Here is a 17,873-nt window from a genome sequence, read left to right on the forward strand (position 1 = left end):
TAGAGTGATATGCCAACGTATCGTTATGTAGGTCGCAGCTCTGATGGTAGCCAAGTAAGTGGTCAATTGGATGCGAATAACGAAGATCTTGCTGCTGAAAGTTTGATGAGCAAGGGGATCATTCCAACCTCTATCAAACTAGGTAAAAGTGGCGGTTCAGTCTTAGATATGGATGTATCGAGCCTGTTCTCTCCGAGTGTACCTTTAGAGGTGTTGGTTCTGTTTTGTCGACAGTTATACAGCCTAACCAAAGCTGGCGTACCACTATTACGGTCGATGAAAGGCCTTACCCAAAACTGTGAAAATAAGCAGTTGAAGGCTGCTCTCGAAGAAGTGGTTGCTGAGCTAACTAATGGTCGAGGGTTGGCGGCATCGATGCAGATGCACTCTAAGGTGTTTAGTCCGCTGTTTGTCTCGATGATTGGGGTTGGTGAAAATACCGGTCGTTTAGATCAGGCTCTACTTCAGTTAGCTGGATACTATGAGCAGGAAGTTGAGACTCGCAAGCGAATCAAGACTGCGATGCGTTACCCAACGTTTGTGATTAGCTTTATTTTGATTGCGATGTTCATCCTTAACATTAAGGTTATTCCGCAATTCTCTAGTATGTTTGCGCGCTTTGGCGTCGACTTGCCGCTACCTACACGTATCTTGATTGGTATGTCGGAATTCTTTGTGAATTACTGGGGCTTAATGCTTGGCGTGATCTTTGGCCTTATTTTTGCGTTTAAAGCCTGGGTTAAAACAGACAAAGGCTTGGAGAAGTGGGATCGATTACGCTTAAAAATGCCGGTTATTGGCGGGGTAGTAAATAGAGCACTATTGTCACGCTTCTCACGTACGTTTGCTTTGATGCTAAAAGCGGGCGTGCCACTAAACCAATCGTTAGCTTTATCCGCTGAGGCTTTGGATAACCGTTTTCTAGAGTTGCGAGTTCAAGCCATGAAATCGGCTATTGAAGCGGGTAGTACGGTGTCATCTACTGCTATCAACAGCGAAATTTTCACACCGCTGGTGATACAAATGATTTCAGTTGGTGAAGAGACGGGTCGTATTGATGAGTTGCTGCTTGAAGTGGCTGATTTTTATGATCGCGAGGTCGATTATGATTTGAAGACTTTAACCGCCAGAATTGAACCCATTTTGTTAACCATCGTTGCGGGCATGGTGCTGATTTTAGCACTAGGTATATTCTTGCCTATGTGGGGAATGTTGGATGCAATCAAAGGCTAGGGAATGCTAAATAACCTACAACGCTCACGTTTTGTTATTTGGACTGTGGTTATTCTTTTTCTTATTGTCGGTGTGCTTTCGGCATTTAAAACGGTAGAAGAAGAAGCGACTAATACGGCATTTATTGTGGCGAGCAAGCGGATTTTAGAACAAGCCAATTTGTTCAAACAGCAGTATTTGTTATCAGGCTCCGAGCAAAACAATGATCCGGAGCACCCCAAAAGTTATAGTCGAACAGGCTGGTTAAAACCGATTCAAGGTACGGAGCGAGACTGTAATTATTGGCTGGATCAATTGTATCCCCAAGGGAGCATTCTAGGGCTAAGATCTCCAAGTGTTGAAGATAAAAGTGATAACATACTGTTTCACTGCAGTTATCATTATACTGATAAGTATCAGTTAGATATATTGCTCGAAAAAGAAAGGTTTAGTGTGAAAGCCAATATTTTGGCTTTGTGAAAATATTGACAGTTTTTGTATGGTTTTATACGTGCGCGAATGTATAATGCGCGTTAATAATTAGATGAGTAGGTAGAAAATGCTTAAGAATCAAAAGGGTTTCTCCCTTGTCGAATTAGTGATCGTGATCGTGGTCGTTGGTTTATTGGCGGTTGCTGCATTACCTCGTTTTCTCGATGTAACTGATGAAGCCAAGAAATCAAGCATTGAAGGTGTCGCTGGTGGTTTTGCGACCGCTATTTTGTCGGCAAGAGCACAGTGGGAAGCAGAAGCAAGACCTTCAGAGAAGATTGGTGTTGAGACATACAATACTGTAAATTATGATGGTGTTGATTTTTGGTTAACAAGATCAAAGAACAGTAGCAACGTCGAGACTGACTTTCGAGATGGCTATCCGTGGACTCTGAACAATAATTCGAGCACCGCGCCACAAGATATTTCAGATGAAACATGTTCTGAACTGATGGAAAACTTGCTGCAAAATCCACCTAAAGTGGGTCCTATCTCGGATGTTGCTAACGACTCAAACTACAAGTATTCAGCGCAAGCGAATTCAGGTGATGCAACCTGTACTTACGTTCAATTAGAAGGTAGTACTGAGCATGAATTTGTTTACGAAATTAAAACTGGTCGTGTGACCGTAACTTTGCAGTAAGTCTGCGTAAAATTAAACATAGAGAGAGCTTAACTATGAAAAGACAAGGCGGTTTCACCCTAATCGAACTAGTGGTTGTAATTGTTATTCTAGGTATTCTTGCTGTAACTGCGGCACCACGTTTCCTAAACCTGCAAGATGATGCTCGTGAATCTTCACTACAAGGCTTGAAAGGGGCAATTGACGGTGCTGCTGGTATTACTTACGGTAAAGCTGCTGTCGAAGGGTTAGAGGCTGTATCTTCAGGACAAAACGTAGAAGGTATTGATATTGCTTTTGGTTACCCTACGGCTGATGATACAGGTATAGGTGCGGCTGTTGTTGGCCTAACAACAGATTGGAGTCGATCTGCTAGTAATGGTGTTATGACACTGACTTTTTCCGGCACTAGTGCAGCGACTGCAACTGGATGTATTGTTACTTATACACAAGCTACAGGCACAACTGCGGCCTCAGCTGCCTCTACAACAGTAACTCTTGGTGCAGGTTGTAATGGTAACTAAATAGCTTGCTACGGTAAGCTAGAGGTCGGCATTTGCCGGCCTTTTTTATTTTAGATATAGGTAAATAACTCTCTAATATTCATTGTTTTTATTCTATCTTGTAATCTAGAGCTACGATTGACTTTCTTAGGGGCTATATGGAGATAAAGCCAAACAAAGGTTTCACTTTAGTTGAATTGATTGTGGTGATTCTTTTACTTGCGATTATTGCTGCTACAGCCATTAGCCGTTTTAATGGACGCCAAAGCTATGAGTTGTATGCCCTGCAAGGGCAGGTTTCTTCTGTTGTTCGGCAAGTTCAGCTGAATCGAATGCAATCTAACATGGATATGTCTGTGTCAGGTGCTGAAAGCTTACGTTTAGTGGCTGTGAACAATTGTATCGGTTCGCAATCTGCTTGTGACAACACATCTGCAACAAGAAGTGATGTTATTGCTAGTGATGATTATAGTTTCTCGTCTATACCGACCTCTAGCTACACTTTTCCAATTGAATTCAGCCTTTTAGGTAACCCTGAAAATACCGCCTCATCTGGTGTTCAAATTACCATCTCATCCAATAATAGTTCAGACAAGGCTTGGGTTTGTATCAATTCTCAAGGTTTTGTTTATCCAAGTAATCAGGTATGCCCATGAAGTACGTAAATAGTGGCTTTATGCTTATCGAGTCGATCATTGTTATTGTACTACTTGGTTTTGCAATGCTCGCATTTTCTACTTTTCTTGCACCACAATCCGCGCTTTCAGGGCAAGTGAATTATTCCAACCGAGCTTCAGCATTAGGTCAAAGTATTATGACTGATCTTTTAGCTCGAGATTACGGCTCGGTGAGCTCTGGTACTCCAATTGAAATCGGTAGCACTTATACTAATTTTGATGTGGACTTGGTTGTTGCCAACGATACACCAACTGCTTCGATGCAGAAATTTACGTTAACAATCACCGCAAGCAATAATCCTCCTATCACCTTAGTTGCTTACAGAGGGGAGTATTGATGAAGGGGAAAGGGTTTACGCTTATAGAGATGATTTTAGCTATTGTCATCTCAAGTATCGTCTTGCTTGGTGTCGCGAATTTTACTGAGCTTGGTATGAGAGGCTATTTTGGCTCTGTAGAACGCTTTCGACTGCAAACTGAAGCCAGGTTTGTATTGGAAAAGCTTTCTCGTGAAGTAAGGCATGCTGTTCCTAACTTGTTCCCTGCTTCTGTAAGTAGCGGTTGCGTATCATTTTATCCAATTGTTGACTCGGGTTTTTACGCTATATCAGGGGCAGACATTAATTTTCTAGTTAGTGACAGTGGAGCGACAAGCAGCTCATTACAATCTATGTCATTGGTTATAAACCCGACTAGGCCACATACGGATATCAACAACCTAAATAATATATACCCCCTTGATAGTGTGGTTCCTCCGAGCGCGTCCGCTGCCTATTTTTCTATTCCAAACGGAGCTAACACTCTTGTCAGTGAATCTGTAGGTAAAAGGCACTACATTTTTGACTCAAATAACCTTGTGGAGTATTGCCTTGCGAATAGTAATTTACTAACTCGTAATGGTGTCACAATAAGCGATCGAGTTATGAGTGAGAATAGTACTCTGAGTTATCAACCTGCGGATGTTCAGAGTAATGGTGTTGTTGAGTTGACTCTCGAGTTTGCAGAAAATAATGAGTCCACAGTGTTTGAGCAAGATATACAGGTGATTAATGTCCCGTAAAGCAAGCCAAAGAGGTAGTGCGCTAGTCATGGTCATCTTTGTTATCGTGGTGCTTGGTTTCTTAGCGACAAGTTTGAGTCGAACTAGTTGGTCAGATAATGATTCAAACACTCGAGTTGTACTTGGTACACAAGCTTGGTTACTCAGTCATTCTGTTAATGAGTATGTTATGACTCAGTTTTATCCGGATCCTGATCCTCAGGCTTCTTCTGCTGTTGCTAGTGTTTGTAGCAGTAACGATCTCCAGCCTGGTGGTGGGATTTTTACGGTAGCAAGCTCTATGGTTAACACCGCTCCGGTGAATTGTTCTCTTGAGCGAATACAGTGTTCCAATCGGGGAGAACTTGATGGCTTTGTTTTTTATGTTCTAGAGTCTTCGGTAATTTGCGGTTCCGGTGTGAGCCAAGTGCAACGTAATCAAGAACTTTGGGTGAAGGAGGCTGAATGAAGCATCTAAGTATAATATTTGCGCTGCTATTTTTTTCTTTTCCTGCTTTCGCAGATTTTTCTTCGTCTCAATGTAGCTCACTTCATGCTGGAGGAGATTTCTCTGTATGGTTTAAATTAGAGCCTTCATCTGGGCAAGACACTATTTATGCAACCAAAAGGAACGGTGGTAGCCCGACGCCAATTTGGAGCAACGATAGTGGCGTTCGAAACCCTGTCATTGATGATAATGAAACATTAAATGGTGAGTTTTATGAAGTTTGGCTTGAATATGAAAGTAGCTCGAATAAGTCAGGATGGCTAACTTATAATTTATGGGAAGGAAGCTCTTGGCGACAAGTTGGCTCGCCTCAATTTGCTGACCTTTCAGGGCTTTCTGCAGCGATTGCTGTATCGGGAGATGGAGCGAGTGAGGTTCAGTGTGATGATGGTATAACTCAACCACCACCAAGCTATGTCTCGCAAGCGCAGTACCAGTTTGGAGTTGCGCAATGTACAGGCTCAGAATGTAAGATTCCTCTAAATAAATCCTTCACGAATACACCACTTGTGTTCGTAATGCCTACTATTACTTCAAATAATCCTGACTTAGATGCTCCCGCAACGTTAGTTGTGACTAATGTTACGAAAACGGAAGCCACTATCGAGCAAATTAAAGCGCCTAAAAATGGTGGGGGCGCTGATTTAAACAGCCAACCAATGACTGAGGTGAGCTATCTTGCTATCGAGCCTGGTGTGGCAGATTTTAATGGTCATGAAGTTATTGCTGGTTACTTGGATACGAATAGATACAAATCAAAAAATGGCACAAATGGTAATGCCGATTCCGTTGCATATTCTACATTTGGAGCCCAACAAGCTTTTAATTCCCCAGTTGTTCTTCATCAACTTCAAACAAGGAATAATGGTAGTAGATGGGTGACATCCGGAAAACTTCTTGGGGGCAATGACAATAATGAAGCGAGGCTATTTTTAGAGTTATCGGCATCAAGAGTTGGTAATAATTACCAAGACGAACGGGTGGGTTTTATCGCAACAAATGCCACAAGTGGCTCAATGCTTGAAGTCGATGGGTATAAGGTTCAATTTGCAAGAGGGTATGATACACCCAGTCAAAACGGTAATGACCCAATGTTGGATGGCTGTGAGGATAAGTATGCTACCACCTCTCTAGCGAATGTTGATGGAATCATCGCCAATAAACAAGAGCGGGCTGGTGGACACGGAGGCTGGTTGCGTCGATGTAATATCAATAACGATCAGGTTAGTTTTGTTGTCGATGAAGACTTTAGAGACCGCACGCATATACCTGAAGAGGTTGGTTACTTTGCTTTTGAAATGGAAGATGTTCCATTAGATATATGTGATGTTGCTCCATATGTGGTTCAGTCTTGGGGGGATAATAGTAGCTTATTATGGACTTCAAATACGGCCTCGATTCAGATTGAAGGTACCTACCAGTCTAGTGGGCAAGTAGGCATATGGGTTGACCCGACAAACCCAACCGTTAACCCAAAGACACAATGTGATGGCAAGGAGTGTGTAGAGAACTCATCGCTATATATAACTGAGCCTAATATTGTCGATCTAGATTTACCAACAGGTCAAAATGTGGATGCCGGTTGGCAAGAAATCAACTTGGTTAGCGGTAAGTATAATACAGTATCCGCTGGAGGTTCAGGTACGATTAACTTGACTGGGGATACCTATTATATTGAGCATTTGATTGTAGGTGCTAGCGGTAAAATAATATTATCTCAAGATACTAAAATCTATGTGAATAGTTTTGAATTGTCGGGGACTGGGCAGGTCATCAATAACGATTTTAAACTATCTATATGGGCTGAAAATTATAAAGGTCATAATGCGTTAGTCCAAGTAGAAAGGAATTTGAATGCGCTTATTTTTAGTCGTGATAAAGTCCTTGTTGCTGGTGGTAACGGCCTTATAAATGGTCGAGTAACTGCGAAAAATATAGAATTACGACCTGATGGGAAAATTATTGATAATGGCCAGTTTTGTCCTGTGCAACCATCAGATTATCAATTGGATTTGACGCCTAACAAAGACTTCTCTCTATTGTGTGAAACTCCACAAGTGACGGTCACCGTAACTGATTCTCAAGGGAATCCAGCCACTGAGCAAGTTGAAGTTTATATTACGACACCTACCGGCATAACCGTTGATAGTGTTATTGAGGGACGCCATAACGGTGGCAACTCTTATTCGACAAATTTATCTGGGATATTAACACTCGGTTTGGATGCTGACTCAATTGGTACTTATAAAATTGAGGCTGAACTGGCGTCAGACTCCAATCAAAGTGACTCTGGCAACTTTTTAGTATCGCTATACAAGTTTGAAGCGAGCGATATATATGCTGTAGCCGGTCTGGCTGCGAGCTTTGACCTGAAAGTTTTGGCTTGTAAAGATGATACGGCAACACCTGTTTTAGGCTATCAAGGGGATAAAACTCTCAATGTCTCGGACTTTTCATTGGTGAACCCCACTTCTACCCAGGGAGCCGTTGATGGAAACTTATTGGTAAAAAGTAAGAGCGACTGGAGCGATACCTCGGTAGTCTTTGAATTTGACAGTTCCGCTCAAACTACTGGTTCAATTATTTACAGCGAAGCCGGTAAAGTTAGCTTCAAACTTTCCGATCCTACTTTTGAATGCCCTACGGGATATGATTGTGAAGATAATGATGGTGACAGTTGGGACTCGTTAGAAGGTATCGTTGAGGTCTATGTCAGACCTTGGAAATTTGCCATCTGCACGAGCAATAATTCTGATGGAAACAGTAGTGGTGGGAGTGCGTTTGCTGCTGCTGGGGAAGAGTTTGACGTGTTTGCTAAACCTATTCGGTTCACGAGTGATGCAAGTCAGCAATGTAATAATAGCTTGGTAACACAAAACTATTTGCTTTCTTCAGGTGCAGTAGGTGCAACTCATACATTAGATACACCTAGTAACAGTGGTGCAGTATTAGGTAGTTTAGAGCCGACTAGTCAACTTACTCAATCTAGCTCAGATATAGTACTTGCTGATAACGGCTATAAATTTAAAAATCTAAAATACTCAGAAGCGGGTAGTTTTAATTTTGAAGTGGCCGAAGACTCGAATAGTTTTTATGGCAAGATTCTTGGTGGCTTATCTGGCAGCAAATCGATAGGTCGCTTTTATCCTAAATTCTTTGTTCAAGGTACTCCGGAATGGATTGTTGCGGACCAAAAGAATATTGCGTACCTAAGTCAACCTTATGACTCTACAGTTCACCAAGTATATCCAATGGCATCAGGTGAGAGTGATACGGATAATGCACTCAATAATTACCGATTTTTCAGTTCAGACCTGCAAGCTAGTTTTGGTATTCTGGATGACACAAGTATAGATAATGATTTCTTACTAGATACTGATGCTGGGTCTTGGTCTACAGAACGCAAGCACTGGTTGTTGAGTGATAGTGCCGCTGTTCTTGAGCGAGTTACGGATTCTGATGGGGTTAGCCGCAAGGATAATCCCTTTAATACATCGGATACTAACTCTACCGTTACTCATTTCGGTTTAACGGTAGACGGTGCTGATCCTGTGTCATTTACGGACTCTGACCCTGTTACTGATTCGGCAGTATTCCCAGTCCAACCTCCGGCCCGTTATGGCCGAATAGTACTCGATGATATTGGTGGCAACTCAGGTACTACTCTAACGATTCCACTGCGAGCTGAGTTCTGGGATGGCAGTGAGTTTATTGTTAACGAGGATGATGACCGCAGTACCTTCAATGGGGCTAATACTTGTAAACAAGTTATTTGGCACAGTGAAGGGGCGGCAACCACTTTAGCTTTACTTAACGGTAGTGGAAATGTGGATGAGGGAGAGGAAGAGGTCACAGCAAATCAAAATACGCCAGCAGGTACAGATTCGCCACGTGAACAGGTTCGTTTGTGGCTAAGAATGGATGACTCGGAGCCAAGTAAGAAAACGGGCGAAAATGACATATCATGTTCTGGTAGCGATCAAGACCAGCCATGGCTGCGTTACAACTGGCGACAGTTGGGGGATGAAGATCCCTCCACGGTCGTCACATTTGGCATCTATCGCGGTAACGATCGTGTGATCTACCGAGGTGAAAGTGGCTTAACAGGTCAGTAATAATATAATTTTTGCCCCTTAAGTTAGGAATCTGTAAGAAATTGCGGGTTTCAGTCCATGTTTGTACTTCAATGCCTTGCCGTAACAGCAAGGCATTGGTACATTTAGTGCAATTTTTGTCTTCTAATTCTTGCAGGATGAGCGAAGAATATGTTTAAAAAACTTCGTGGCATGTTTTCAAACGACCTATCGATTGATTTAGGTACAGCCAATACCCTTATTTATGTAAAAGGCCAAGGCATTGTTCTTGATGAGCCTTCAGTTGTAGCTATTCGCCAAGATCGTGCGGGTTCTGCAAAGAGTGTCGCTGCTGTTGGTCACGCTGCTAAGCAAATGCTTGGTCGTACGCCTGGTAACATTTCAGCGATCCGTCCAATGAAAGACGGTGTAATTGCCGACTTTTACGTAACGGAAAAAATGCTTCAGCACTTCATTAAACAAGTGCATGACAACAGTGTGCTTAAACCAAGCCCTCGCGTTTTGGTTTGTGTTCCTTGTGGTTCTACGCAAGTAGAGCGTCGTGCTATTCGTGAATCAGCATTAGGTGCTGGTGCTCGTGAGGTTTACCTAATCGATGAGCCAATGGCTGCAGCGATTGGTGCTGGCCTACGTGTCTCTGAACCAACAGGTTCAATGGTTGTTGATATCGGTGGTGGTACTACTGAAGTTGCGGTTATCTCACTGAATGGTGTGGTTTACTCGTCTTCTGTACGTATCGGCGGTGACCGTTTTGATGAAGCGATCATCAACTACGTTCGTCGTAACTACGGCAGCTTGATCGGTGAAGCGACGGCAGAGAAGATCAAACACGAAATCGGTTCAGCTTACCCTGGCGATGAAGTAGAAGAGATCGAAGTACGTGGTCGTAACCTTGCTGAAGGTGTGCCTCGTAGCTTTAGCCTAAACTCAAACGAAATCCTTGAAGCACTTCAAGAGCCTCTATCTGGCATCGTATCTGCAGTAATGGTTGCACTAGAGCAGTGTCCGCCAGAGCTAGCTTCTGATATCTCAGAAAACGGTATGGTACTAACAGGTGGTGGTGCACTGCTTAAAGACCTTGATCGTCTGTTAACAGAAGAAACAGGCATCCCTGTTGTTGTTGCAGAAGAGCCATTAACGTGTGTTGCTCTAGGTGGCGGTAAAGCTCTAGAGATGATCGACATGCACGGCGGCGATCTGTTCAGCGAAGAATAATATCTAGTGTTAGGCTCTTTTATTATCTAGTTTTATGTAAAGAGCCTAGGACCTTGTCTATAGGATCAAATGTAGCTCTAGGACCAAATATAGAATGAAGCCAATTTTTGGTAGAGGTCCCTCTCTACAATTGCGCCTGTTTTTTGCTGTAATTTTATCAGCCAGCCTTATGCTGGCTGATAGTCGTTTAGATGCTTTCTCAAATGTCCGCTATCTATTGAACAGCATGGTTGCGCCTATCCAGTATGCAGCCAACTTGCCTCGCACTATGTTCGATGGTGTATATGACCGTTTTAGCACTCGCAAAGGGCTAATCGAATCCAACCATAATATTAAACGAGAAGTCTTGCGCCTGAAGAGCGAGCTGATTCTGCTTGAGCAATATCAAGAGGAAAACAAACGCCTTCGTAAGCTATTAGGCTCACCGTTTATCCGTGATGAGAAGAAAGTCGTCACAGAAGTTATGGCCGTTGATACTTCACCCTATCGTCACCAAGTCGTGATCGACAAAGGTCAGATTGATGGAGTATATGAAGGTCAACCGGTGATCAACGAGAAAGGCATTGTGGGTCAAGTGACCTTTGTTGCTGCTCATAATAGCCGTGTCCTTCTACTCACTGATGCAAACAATGCGATTCCCGTGCAGGTTATTCGTAATGACATCCGTGTGATTGCTTCGGGCAATGGCATGATTGACGAGATCCAGCTAGAGCACATTCCAACCAGTACTGATATACAGGAAGAAGATCTGTTGGTGACATCGGGTCTTGGTGGGGTGTATCCAGAAGGTTACCCAGTCGCCTATGTTACTGCCGTTGATTACGACCCGAAACGAGAATTCGCCGTTATCAAAGCAGAGCCTGTGGTTGAGTTCGACAAGCTCAGATACTTGCTGCTTGTATGGCCTGATGAAAATAAACAGATGCAAGCGGATCAATCCAGCATAGAACAAGCATTGTTAGAGGGTGAAGATGGCCAATAGCGTTTTAAGAAGCAAGGTCGTAATTGGCTGCTCATTTTTAGTAGCCCTTATTCTGCAAACGATCCCTTGGCCTGGTAGCTTAGATCTATTTAGACCATCTTGGTTGCTGCTGGTTACCTGTTACTGGGTTTTGGCGCTGCCACATCGTGTTAACGTAGGTAGTGCTTTGATTCTGGGTTTATTGTGGGACCTTTTGATCGGCTCTACTCTGGGTATTCGAGGCATGATGATGGCAATAGTGATGTACATTATTGCGATGAACTTCCTCGTCATTCGTAACATGGCGTTATGGCAGCAAGCGATGATCATTGCTGCGTTAACAGTGTTGTTTGAGGTATTGATCTTCTTTGGTGAATATTTGATCCAAGATGTCGTTTTCAATCCATTATCGCTATGGAGCGCATTGATAAACTGTATACTTTGGCCTTGGATGTTTTTATTGATGAGACGCGTGCGTCGTCATTGGCATGTGAGGTAGCGTGACGATGGAAAAGAAACATTTAGTTTTGGCATCCGGCTCTCCACGCCGCAAAGAATTACTATCGCAACTCGGTTATGAGTTCTCTGTCCTTGTAACCGATGTTGAAGAGTGTAAACACGCTCAAGAAACCGCCGAAGAGTATGTTAAGCGACTATCTTTAGATAAAGCCTTAGCGGCATTGTCTTTATTAAAAGATAACCCTTCTGAAAGGCAGCATGTCGTTCCTAGTTCTGATACTGTAGATAATGGCTCTGAGATAGTCGTTCTTGGTTCTGATACCGTTGTTGTTAGTCAAGGGCAAGTGCTTGAGAAGCCTAGCGATTTTTCTGACTCTAAGCGTATGCTTACTCAGTTAGCGAATGAACGTCACCAAGTGATGACGGCGGTTTCTGTGGTTTCAGAAGAAAAACAAAGAACAGAAATCATTATTACCGACGTATGGTTTAAACCCCTCAGTGAAAAAGAAATAGAACAATACTGGCAAACAGGGGAGCCATGCGATAAAGCCGGTAGCTATGGGATCCAAGGTTTGGGCGGACGCTTTGTTACCCGAATTGAAGGTAGTTATTACGCCGTTGTCGGCTTACCTTTATTTGAAACGGACCAGCTACTGCAAGAATTCTTATAATTACTAATCTGAGGTGCACCATGAGTGCTGAATTGTTGCTGAACGTGACCCCGAGTGAAACTCGTGTGGCCATGATTGAAGGGGGGGCTCTTCAAGAGATCCATGTCGAACGAGATGCTCGACGCGGTATCGTAGGAAATATCTATAAAGGACGTGTAAGCCGTGTTCTTCCGGGAATGCAGGCGGCTTTTGTGGATATAGGCCTTGAAAAAGCAGCTTTTTTACACGCCTCTGATATTGTTCCACACACTGAATGTGTTGCTGAAAATGAAAAGAAGCAGTTTCAAGTTCGTGACATTTCAGAGCTTGTTCGTCAAGGGCAAGACATTGTGGTGCAAGTGGTCAAAGATCCTCTTGGAACTAAAGGTGCTCGCCTAACCACGGATATCACTCTACCGTCTCGTTATCTGGTATTTATGCCGGGCGCAAGTCATGTCGGCGTTTCCCAACGAATCGACAGCGAGTCTGAGCGTAACCGTCTTAAAAAAGTCGTGTCTCGTTACTGTGACGAACACGGTGGCTTCATCATCCGCACTGCGGCTGAAGGCGCTGACTCGAATGAACTTGCACAAGATGCCGCTTTCTTGAAGCGACTTTGGCTAAAGGTTCTTGAGCGTCGTGGTAAACACAAAGCGCGCACTCGCTTGTATGGTGAACTTTGCCTAAGCCAACGTATCTTGCGTGATTTTGTCGGTACTGAGCTGAGTAAGATTCAGGTCGATTCTCGTCTAGAGTATGAAAACCTAAAAGAGTTTACCTCTGAATACGTGCCAGAGCTGACAGGCAAGCTTGAGCTGTATGAAGGTGATAAACCTATCTTTGATATGTACGATACCGAGAACGAAATTCAGCGTTCATTGGATCGTAAAGTCGAATTAAAGTCTGGTGGATATTTGATTATTGACCAAACTGAAGCGATGACCACTGTTGATATCAACACTGGCGCGTTTGTTGGTCGCCGTAATCTAGAAGAGACGATTTTCAACACCAACGTAGAAGCGACTCAAGCGATTGCTCGCCAGCTACGTCTGCGTAACCTAGGTGGCATCATCATTATCGACTTTATTGATATGTTGTCAGAGGAACATCGTAAGCGAGTACTAACTTCTTTAGAGGCTGCGCTAGATAAAGACCGTGTGAAAACCAATATTAATGGCTTCACGCAGCTTGGTTTGGTTGAGATGACTCGTAAACGTACTCGTGAAAGTATTGAGCATATCCTGTGTTCGAGCTGTCCTGCTTGTGAAGGTCGCGGCAGTGTGAAGACCGTTGAAACCGTTTGTTATGAAATTCTTCGAGAGATCACGCGAGTGAATCGTGCATATGACGCCGATAAATTTGTGGTTTATGCGGCAGCTGCCGTAGCTGAGGCGTTAGAGGGCGATGAATCTCATGCGCTTGCTGAGCTTGAAGTCTTTATTGGTAAGCAAGTTAAAATCCAGGCTGAGCCTCTGTACATACAAGAGCAGTTTGATGTTGTTATGATGTAATGGAAATTTTGTGAGCTCAAGCGTTACTCTGATTCTACGTGCATGTTTATGGTTAGTGGTTACTCTCTTAGTAACGCTAGCCATTGCCGTAACTACACTGCGTGTAGCCTTACCCAATTTAAATAAGTATCAATCTGAAATTGAGCTTTGGGTAAACCAACATTCCGGTTTTGATTTTTCAATTCAAGACGTGGGCGGTTTTTGGCGTAACACTCACCCTTCTATTGCTCTGCAAGGCGTTAAAGCCAGCCTTCCTAATGCAGAAGATGTGACCTTTTCTGTCGAGCGTGTTGAAGTCGAGTTTGACTTGATTCAATCGGTCGTACAGATGCGTCCGGTTGTGGCCGATTTGGTCATGAATCAAATGTATCTTGATATCCGTTCTATTGATCTGTTTGCCGGGCAAAATGGCAAAGACGAACCTAAAGATCCCGGTTCTTCCAAGCGAGTGGTACAAGAGCTCGATAATTTACTGCTGAAAACTTTGGTGGATGTGACCGCTAAAGACTCCTCTCTTTTGTATCGCACTATCTCTGATGAAGAACGTCAGCTTGATATCGAAACTCTGAAATGGCAAAACTCTGGTAAGCATCACCTTGCGGAAGGTGTGGTAAGTATCAAAGATGCCAATCTAAACTCTTTGTCAGTGAGTGCTAACTTTGTTGATGGCGGCTCGTTAACGGATATGACGGGCGAATTTTATGTTAGTGCGGACAGTATCTCAGTTAAGCCTTGGTTAACTCGTTATATGCAGGCGGAATCCGGCATTGAGACGGGCACTGTGAGCTTGAATAGCTGGCTAACACTGCGTAATAGCAAACCTGTGAGCGCTTATGTTGAAGTTCTGCCTTCAGAATTGACGTGGAACGAAGATGGCAAGCATGACTTGATGCTTGAATCTGGCGTCTTTAAGTTGTCTCCGATTGATGATGGTTGGCAAGTAAATGGTCACTCACTTAATTTGAGAACTGACGATACGCCTTGGCCAGAACTGGATGTGGCATTCAAGTGGAACCAAGGCCCCTGGGAGCTCAATGTCTCTGAATTAAACATTGAGACAATTACGCCGTTGATTAAGCTGATGCCTGACTCTGAACAATCAACCAAAATGATCAACGTATTGGCGCCGGGCGGTACTGTTTCTGATATCCGTGTCTCAATGGATTCGGGAATCGATAGCCTACGCTACTCTGCCAGCTTTTCTGATCTTGCGATTGAGCAATGGGATTTAGTTCCAGGTTTTAGCCAAGTGTCAGGCAGTGTGTTTGGTTCGGCTTCGGAAGCCAAAGCTAGTCTGCATGTAATTGATGATGTGTTCCCATATGGTGATGTTTTCCAAGCCCCTTTGAACATCAAGCAAGGTCAGGTTGATATTGTTTGGCAGCAGGATGAAAACGGCTGGAAACTGTGGTCGGATAAAATCACGGCAGCCACACCAGACTTACAAGTACTAGGCGCATTTCGCTTAGACTTTCCAAAGGATGCGAGCCCATTCTTATCCTTCTATGGCGAAGCGGACGCTTACAATGTAGGTGAAACATGGCGCTACCTGCCGACACTGGCACTTGGACAAGACCTGACGGACTACCTTTCAACTGCGATTCAAGCCGGTAAGGCTGATACCGTAAAGCTATTGTGGCATGGTGATTTATCTCAATATCCCTACACTAATCATGATGGTATTTTCCAAGTTTGGGTCGGATTAGAAGATGCTAAATTCAGCTTTGATACAGCATGGCCATTGATTACCGACCTTCAGCTCGATCTGCTATTTGAAAATGATGCAATGCATCTAGATTCTCGCTCTGCACAATTAATGGATGTGACTGCAGATCGCATCACTGGACGCATTCCTTATCTAGGGGAAGGTGGTCATATTGAGATTGAAGCTAAGGCAACGGCGTCTGGCAATGCGGTGCGTGATTACATGACGTCTTCGCCACTGGTTGACTCAGTAGGGGCCGCGTTAACCGCACTTCAAGTGAGTGGTGATGTCTCTTCCGAGTTCCAGCTCAATATTCCGTTTGATTCTGAAAGAGAAGCAAGAGCATGGGGTTATGCTGACCTTAGTGGTAACCATGTTGAGATTGAAGCGCCGCCAATGGTGCTTGAGAACACCACGGGCCGTATCGAGTTTGATAATGATGTAGTGACAGCAAATGGCCTCGCCGCTGATTTGCTTAAGCAAGGGATATCGCTTGATTTTAAAGGTCAGAATGATGGCCCTGGCTACGCAGTTGATATCGATGTGTTAGGCGATTGGGATGTTAAACCTTTAGAACCTTACATTGGTGAACAATGGCTAAGTCGCTTATCTGGTCATGCGCAGTGGCAAAGTCAGATTGATATCCAACTGAATGACATCGGTTTTACCTACCAATTGGATTTGCAGTCTGATCTAAAATATCTCGCGAGCGATTACCCATACCCATTGGCGAAAAAGTCATTGGAAAGTGGCTCTGCAAGGCTACAAGCGTCGGGTAACCAAGAAGCAATTACTGCGCGTTTGCAATTGCCGAATACTAAGTACCAAGCTGAAATTGATATCACGGGGGATGTGCCTGAGTTAACGGCGACTAACTTAGTTCTGGGTCGTGGTGGCTATAAAATTAGCCCTGTTGTGGGACATCATGCACTGATTCGTACTGATAAGTTTAATGCTGATGATTGGTTATCGGTTGTGATGGAACCTGTACAGCCGTCAACCGCTGTATTGAGCCAAATGAATACGCCAACCATCCCTGCGCCAAGCCGTATTACCTTTGAGAGTAAAGAGCTGATCTTAGGTGGTATCTCTTGGAATGATGTTGATTTTAGCGCTCGTAAGAACAAGCAAGCGTGGCAAATGGAAGTGTCTAGTCAAGAGCTAGAAGGCGATGTTAATTATCTACCTCCTTACGACTTGACCGTTTCACTGGATCGTCTGCATCTGTTTGTTCCTGAATGGAGCGACAAATCAAAGCAAGAGCCATTGCTGCAACGCAAAGAGCAAGAAGCACCTTTGGTCTCTGAGTTGGATCGAAAGATACATGATGTCATGCCGAATCTAACGCTAACCCTTAACGACTTTTGGCTGCAAGGCTATAAGGTTGGCAAGGTCGATATTGAGATGGCTAGACAAGATAATCGCATTGATTGGAAGAAGATTCAGGTTCGAAGCGGCGGCAATAAAGCGGATGTCAGTGGCTGGTGGGAACTGGACGGTGACAAGAGTCATTCCGCGCTAACGGTTGATGTCGAGGGTGAAAATAACAGTGAGCTGATGGAACGCTTTGGTATCACTTCAGGGATTCAAAAAGCACCATTTGCGCTAGAAGCTCAACTTGGTTGGGATGGTTCGCCTTGGGGCATTAAGATGGATACGCTTGATGGCAACGTGAAAACTAAGTTTGGTAAAGGCATTATCTCAGATGTGAGCGGCGCGGCTCGTCTACTTGGTTTGTTTAGCCTAGATTCGATCATCCGCAAGATGCAGCTCGATTTCTCAGACGTGTTTGATAAAGGTATGGCATTCAATAGCATTACCGGTACGGGCGAGATCCAAAACGGCATCTTCCTGACTAATGACTTGAATATGGATGCGGTGGCGGGTGAGATGAAGATCAAAGGCATCGCCAACCTCAACACGCGTCAGGTTGATGCAGAAGTGAACTTTACTCCAGATATCACTTCTGGAATTCCGGTATTAACGGCGTTTGCGGTAACCCCTCAAACGGCGCTGTACGTATTGGCGGTGACCACGGTTATTTCGCCGGTTGTTGAAGTCTTTACCCAAGTTAATTATTCGGTGAAAGGGCCATTGGATTCACCAACGGTGAGCGAGCTTTCTCGTAGCTCCGGTGAGTTCCAGCTACCAGAGAAACTCAGGAAGTTAGCCGAATAGGCCTTATATCCTAGTCAGCGAATATACGGTGAAATGCTGATTTCTGA

15 protein-coding genes are annotated in these 17,873 nt (G+C 43.9%); all 15 read left to right on the forward strand.

Going from position 1 to position 17,873, the window contains the following annotated elements; translation table 11 throughout:
- Positions 1–9 precede the first annotated feature (9 nt).
- The 15 genes from CWO13_RS13095 (at position 10) to CWO13_RS13165 (ending at position 17,826) form a co-directional block, all read left to right on the forward strand.
- On the forward strand, positions 10–1,233 hold the full coding sequence (locus tag CWO13_RS13095; protein ID WP_108083053.1) for a type II secretion system F family protein: 1,224 nt from the start codon (positions 10–12) through the stop codon (positions 1,231–1,233).
- A 3-nt stretch (positions 1,234–1,236) separates the two neighbouring features.
- Positions 1,237–1,692: an MSHA biogenesis protein MshF gene (locus CWO13_RS13100; RefSeq protein WP_102480901.1), complete on the forward strand. Its 456-nt coding sequence runs from the start codon at positions 1,237–1,239 to the stop codon at positions 1,690–1,692.
- 79 nt (positions 1,693–1,771) lie between these two features.
- The gene (locus tag CWO13_RS13105; RefSeq protein WP_108083054.1) at positions 1,772–2,347 is read left to right on the forward strand and encodes a prepilin-type N-terminal cleavage/methylation domain-containing protein; all 576 of its coding nucleotides are present in this window, start codon (positions 1,772–1,774) and stop codon (positions 2,345–2,347) included.
- Between the two features lie 35 nt (positions 2,348–2,382).
- Positions 2,383–2,850, forward strand: coding sequence for a prepilin-type N-terminal cleavage/methylation domain-containing protein (locus CWO13_RS13110; RefSeq protein WP_102270427.1), 468 nt, complete (start codon positions 2,383–2,385; stop codon positions 2,848–2,850).
- Between the two features lie 137 nt (positions 2,851–2,987).
- On the forward strand, positions 2,988–3,485 hold the full coding sequence (locus tag CWO13_RS13115; RefSeq protein WP_108083055.1) for a prepilin-type N-terminal cleavage/methylation domain-containing protein: 498 nt from the start codon (positions 2,988–2,990) through the stop codon (positions 3,483–3,485).
- On the forward strand, positions 3,482–3,844 hold the full coding sequence (locus CWO13_RS13120; RefSeq protein ID WP_108083056.1) for a type IV pilus modification PilV family protein: 363 nt from the start codon (positions 3,482–3,484) through the stop codon (positions 3,842–3,844). Before CWO13_RS13115 ends, CWO13_RS13120 begins: the two co-directional genes overlap by 4 nt.
- Complete coding sequence (locus CWO13_RS13125) at positions 3,844–4,566, forward strand: PilW family protein (protein WP_108020396.1); 723 nt, start codon at positions 3,844–3,846, stop codon at positions 4,564–4,566. Before CWO13_RS13120 ends, CWO13_RS13125 begins: the two co-directional genes overlap by 1 nt.
- Positions 4,556–5,014, forward strand: a complete 459-nt coding sequence (locus CWO13_RS13130; protein WP_108083057.1) for an MSHA biogenesis protein MshP — start codon at positions 4,556–4,558, stop codon at positions 5,012–5,014. The genes CWO13_RS13125 and CWO13_RS13130 overlap by 11 nt, the downstream gene beginning before the upstream one ends.
- Positions 5,011–9,168, forward strand: a complete 4,158-nt coding sequence (locus CWO13_RS13135; protein ID WP_108083058.1) for a DUF6701 domain-containing protein — start codon at positions 5,011–5,013, stop codon at positions 9,166–9,168. The genes CWO13_RS13130 and CWO13_RS13135 overlap by 4 nt, the downstream gene beginning before the upstream one ends.
- Before the next feature lie 150 nt (positions 9,169–9,318).
- Complete coding sequence (locus CWO13_RS13140; RefSeq protein WP_017062957.1) at positions 9,319–10,362, forward strand: rod shape-determining protein; 1,044 nt, start codon at positions 9,319–9,321, stop codon at positions 10,360–10,362.
- A 94-nt stretch (positions 10,363–10,456) separates the two neighbouring features.
- The gene (mreC, locus tag CWO13_RS13145) at positions 10,457–11,344 is read left to right on the forward strand and encodes a rod shape-determining protein MreC (RefSeq protein WP_004735927.1); all 888 of its coding nucleotides are present in this window, start codon (positions 10,457–10,459) and stop codon (positions 11,342–11,344) included.
- A complete protein-coding gene (gene mreD, locus CWO13_RS13150) occupies positions 11,334–11,822 on the forward strand; it encodes a rod shape-determining protein MreD (protein WP_004735926.1) in 489 nt (162 codons plus the stop codon). Before mreC ends, mreD begins: the two co-directional genes overlap by 11 nt.
- 7 nt (positions 11,823–11,829) lie before the next feature.
- Positions 11,830–12,453, forward strand: coding sequence for a Maf family protein (locus CWO13_RS13155; RefSeq protein ID WP_108083059.1), 624 nt, complete (start codon positions 11,830–11,832; stop codon positions 12,451–12,453).
- Positions 12,454–12,473: 20 nt separating this feature from the next.
- A complete protein-coding gene (rng, locus tag CWO13_RS13160) occupies positions 12,474–13,943 on the forward strand; it encodes a ribonuclease G (protein WP_108083060.1) in 1,470 nt (489 codons plus the stop codon).
- A 10-nt stretch (positions 13,944–13,953) separates the two neighbouring features.
- Complete coding sequence (locus tag CWO13_RS13165) at positions 13,954–17,826, forward strand: YhdP family protein (RefSeq protein ID WP_108083061.1); 3,873 nt, start codon at positions 13,954–13,956, stop codon at positions 17,824–17,826.
- Positions 17,827–17,873: the final 47 nt, after the last annotated feature.

Origin of the sequence: Vibrio sp. ZF 223 (assembly GCF_003050585.1) — a bacterium.
GTDB lineage: Bacteria > Pseudomonadota > Gammaproteobacteria > Enterobacterales > Vibrionaceae > Vibrio > Vibrio crassostreae.

What these genes read in the sequence shown, in the direction of transcription:
- CWO13_RS13095 (WP_108083053.1), top strand. Translation starts at nt 10, where the DNA reads ATGCCAACGTATCGTTATGTAGGTCGCAGCTCTGATGGTAGCCAAGTA.
- CWO13_RS13100 (WP_102480901.1), top strand. Translation starts at nt 1,237, where the DNA reads ATGCTAAATAACCTACAACGCTCACGTTTTGTTATTTGGACTGTGGTT.
- CWO13_RS13105 (WP_108083054.1), top strand. Translation starts at nt 1,772, where the DNA reads ATGCTTAAGAATCAAAAGGGTTTCTCCCTTGTCGAATTAGTGATCGTG.
- CWO13_RS13110 (WP_102270427.1), top strand. Translation starts at nt 2,383, where the DNA reads ATGAAAAGACAAGGCGGTTTCACCCTAATCGAACTAGTGGTTGTAATT.
- CWO13_RS13115 (WP_108083055.1), top strand. Translation starts at nt 2,988, where the DNA reads ATGGAGATAAAGCCAAACAAAGGTTTCACTTTAGTTGAATTGATTGTG.
- CWO13_RS13120 (WP_108083056.1), top strand. Translation starts at nt 3,482, where the DNA reads ATGAAGTACGTAAATAGTGGCTTTATGCTTATCGAGTCGATCATTGTT.
- CWO13_RS13125 (WP_108020396.1), top strand. Translation starts at nt 3,844, where the DNA reads ATGAAGGGGAAAGGGTTTACGCTTATAGAGATGATTTTAGCTATTGTC.
- CWO13_RS13130 (WP_108083057.1), top strand. Translation starts at nt 4,556, where the DNA reads ATGTCCCGTAAAGCAAGCCAAAGAGGTAGTGCGCTAGTCATGGTCATC.
- CWO13_RS13135 (WP_108083058.1), top strand. Translation starts at nt 5,011, where the DNA reads ATGAAGCATCTAAGTATAATATTTGCGCTGCTATTTTTTTCTTTTCCT.
- CWO13_RS13140 (WP_017062957.1), top strand. Translation starts at nt 9,319, where the DNA reads ATGTTTAAAAAACTTCGTGGCATGTTTTCAAACGACCTATCGATTGAT.
- mreC (WP_004735927.1), top strand. Translation starts at nt 10,457, where the DNA reads ATGAAGCCAATTTTTGGTAGAGGTCCCTCTCTACAATTGCGCCTGTTT.
- mreD (WP_004735926.1), top strand. Translation starts at nt 11,334, where the DNA reads ATGGCCAATAGCGTTTTAAGAAGCAAGGTCGTAATTGGCTGCTCATTT.
- CWO13_RS13155 (WP_108083059.1), top strand. Translation starts at nt 11,830, where the DNA reads ATGGAAAAGAAACATTTAGTTTTGGCATCCGGCTCTCCACGCCGCAAA.
- rng (WP_108083060.1), top strand. Translation starts at nt 12,474, where the DNA reads ATGAGTGCTGAATTGTTGCTGAACGTGACCCCGAGTGAAACTCGTGTG.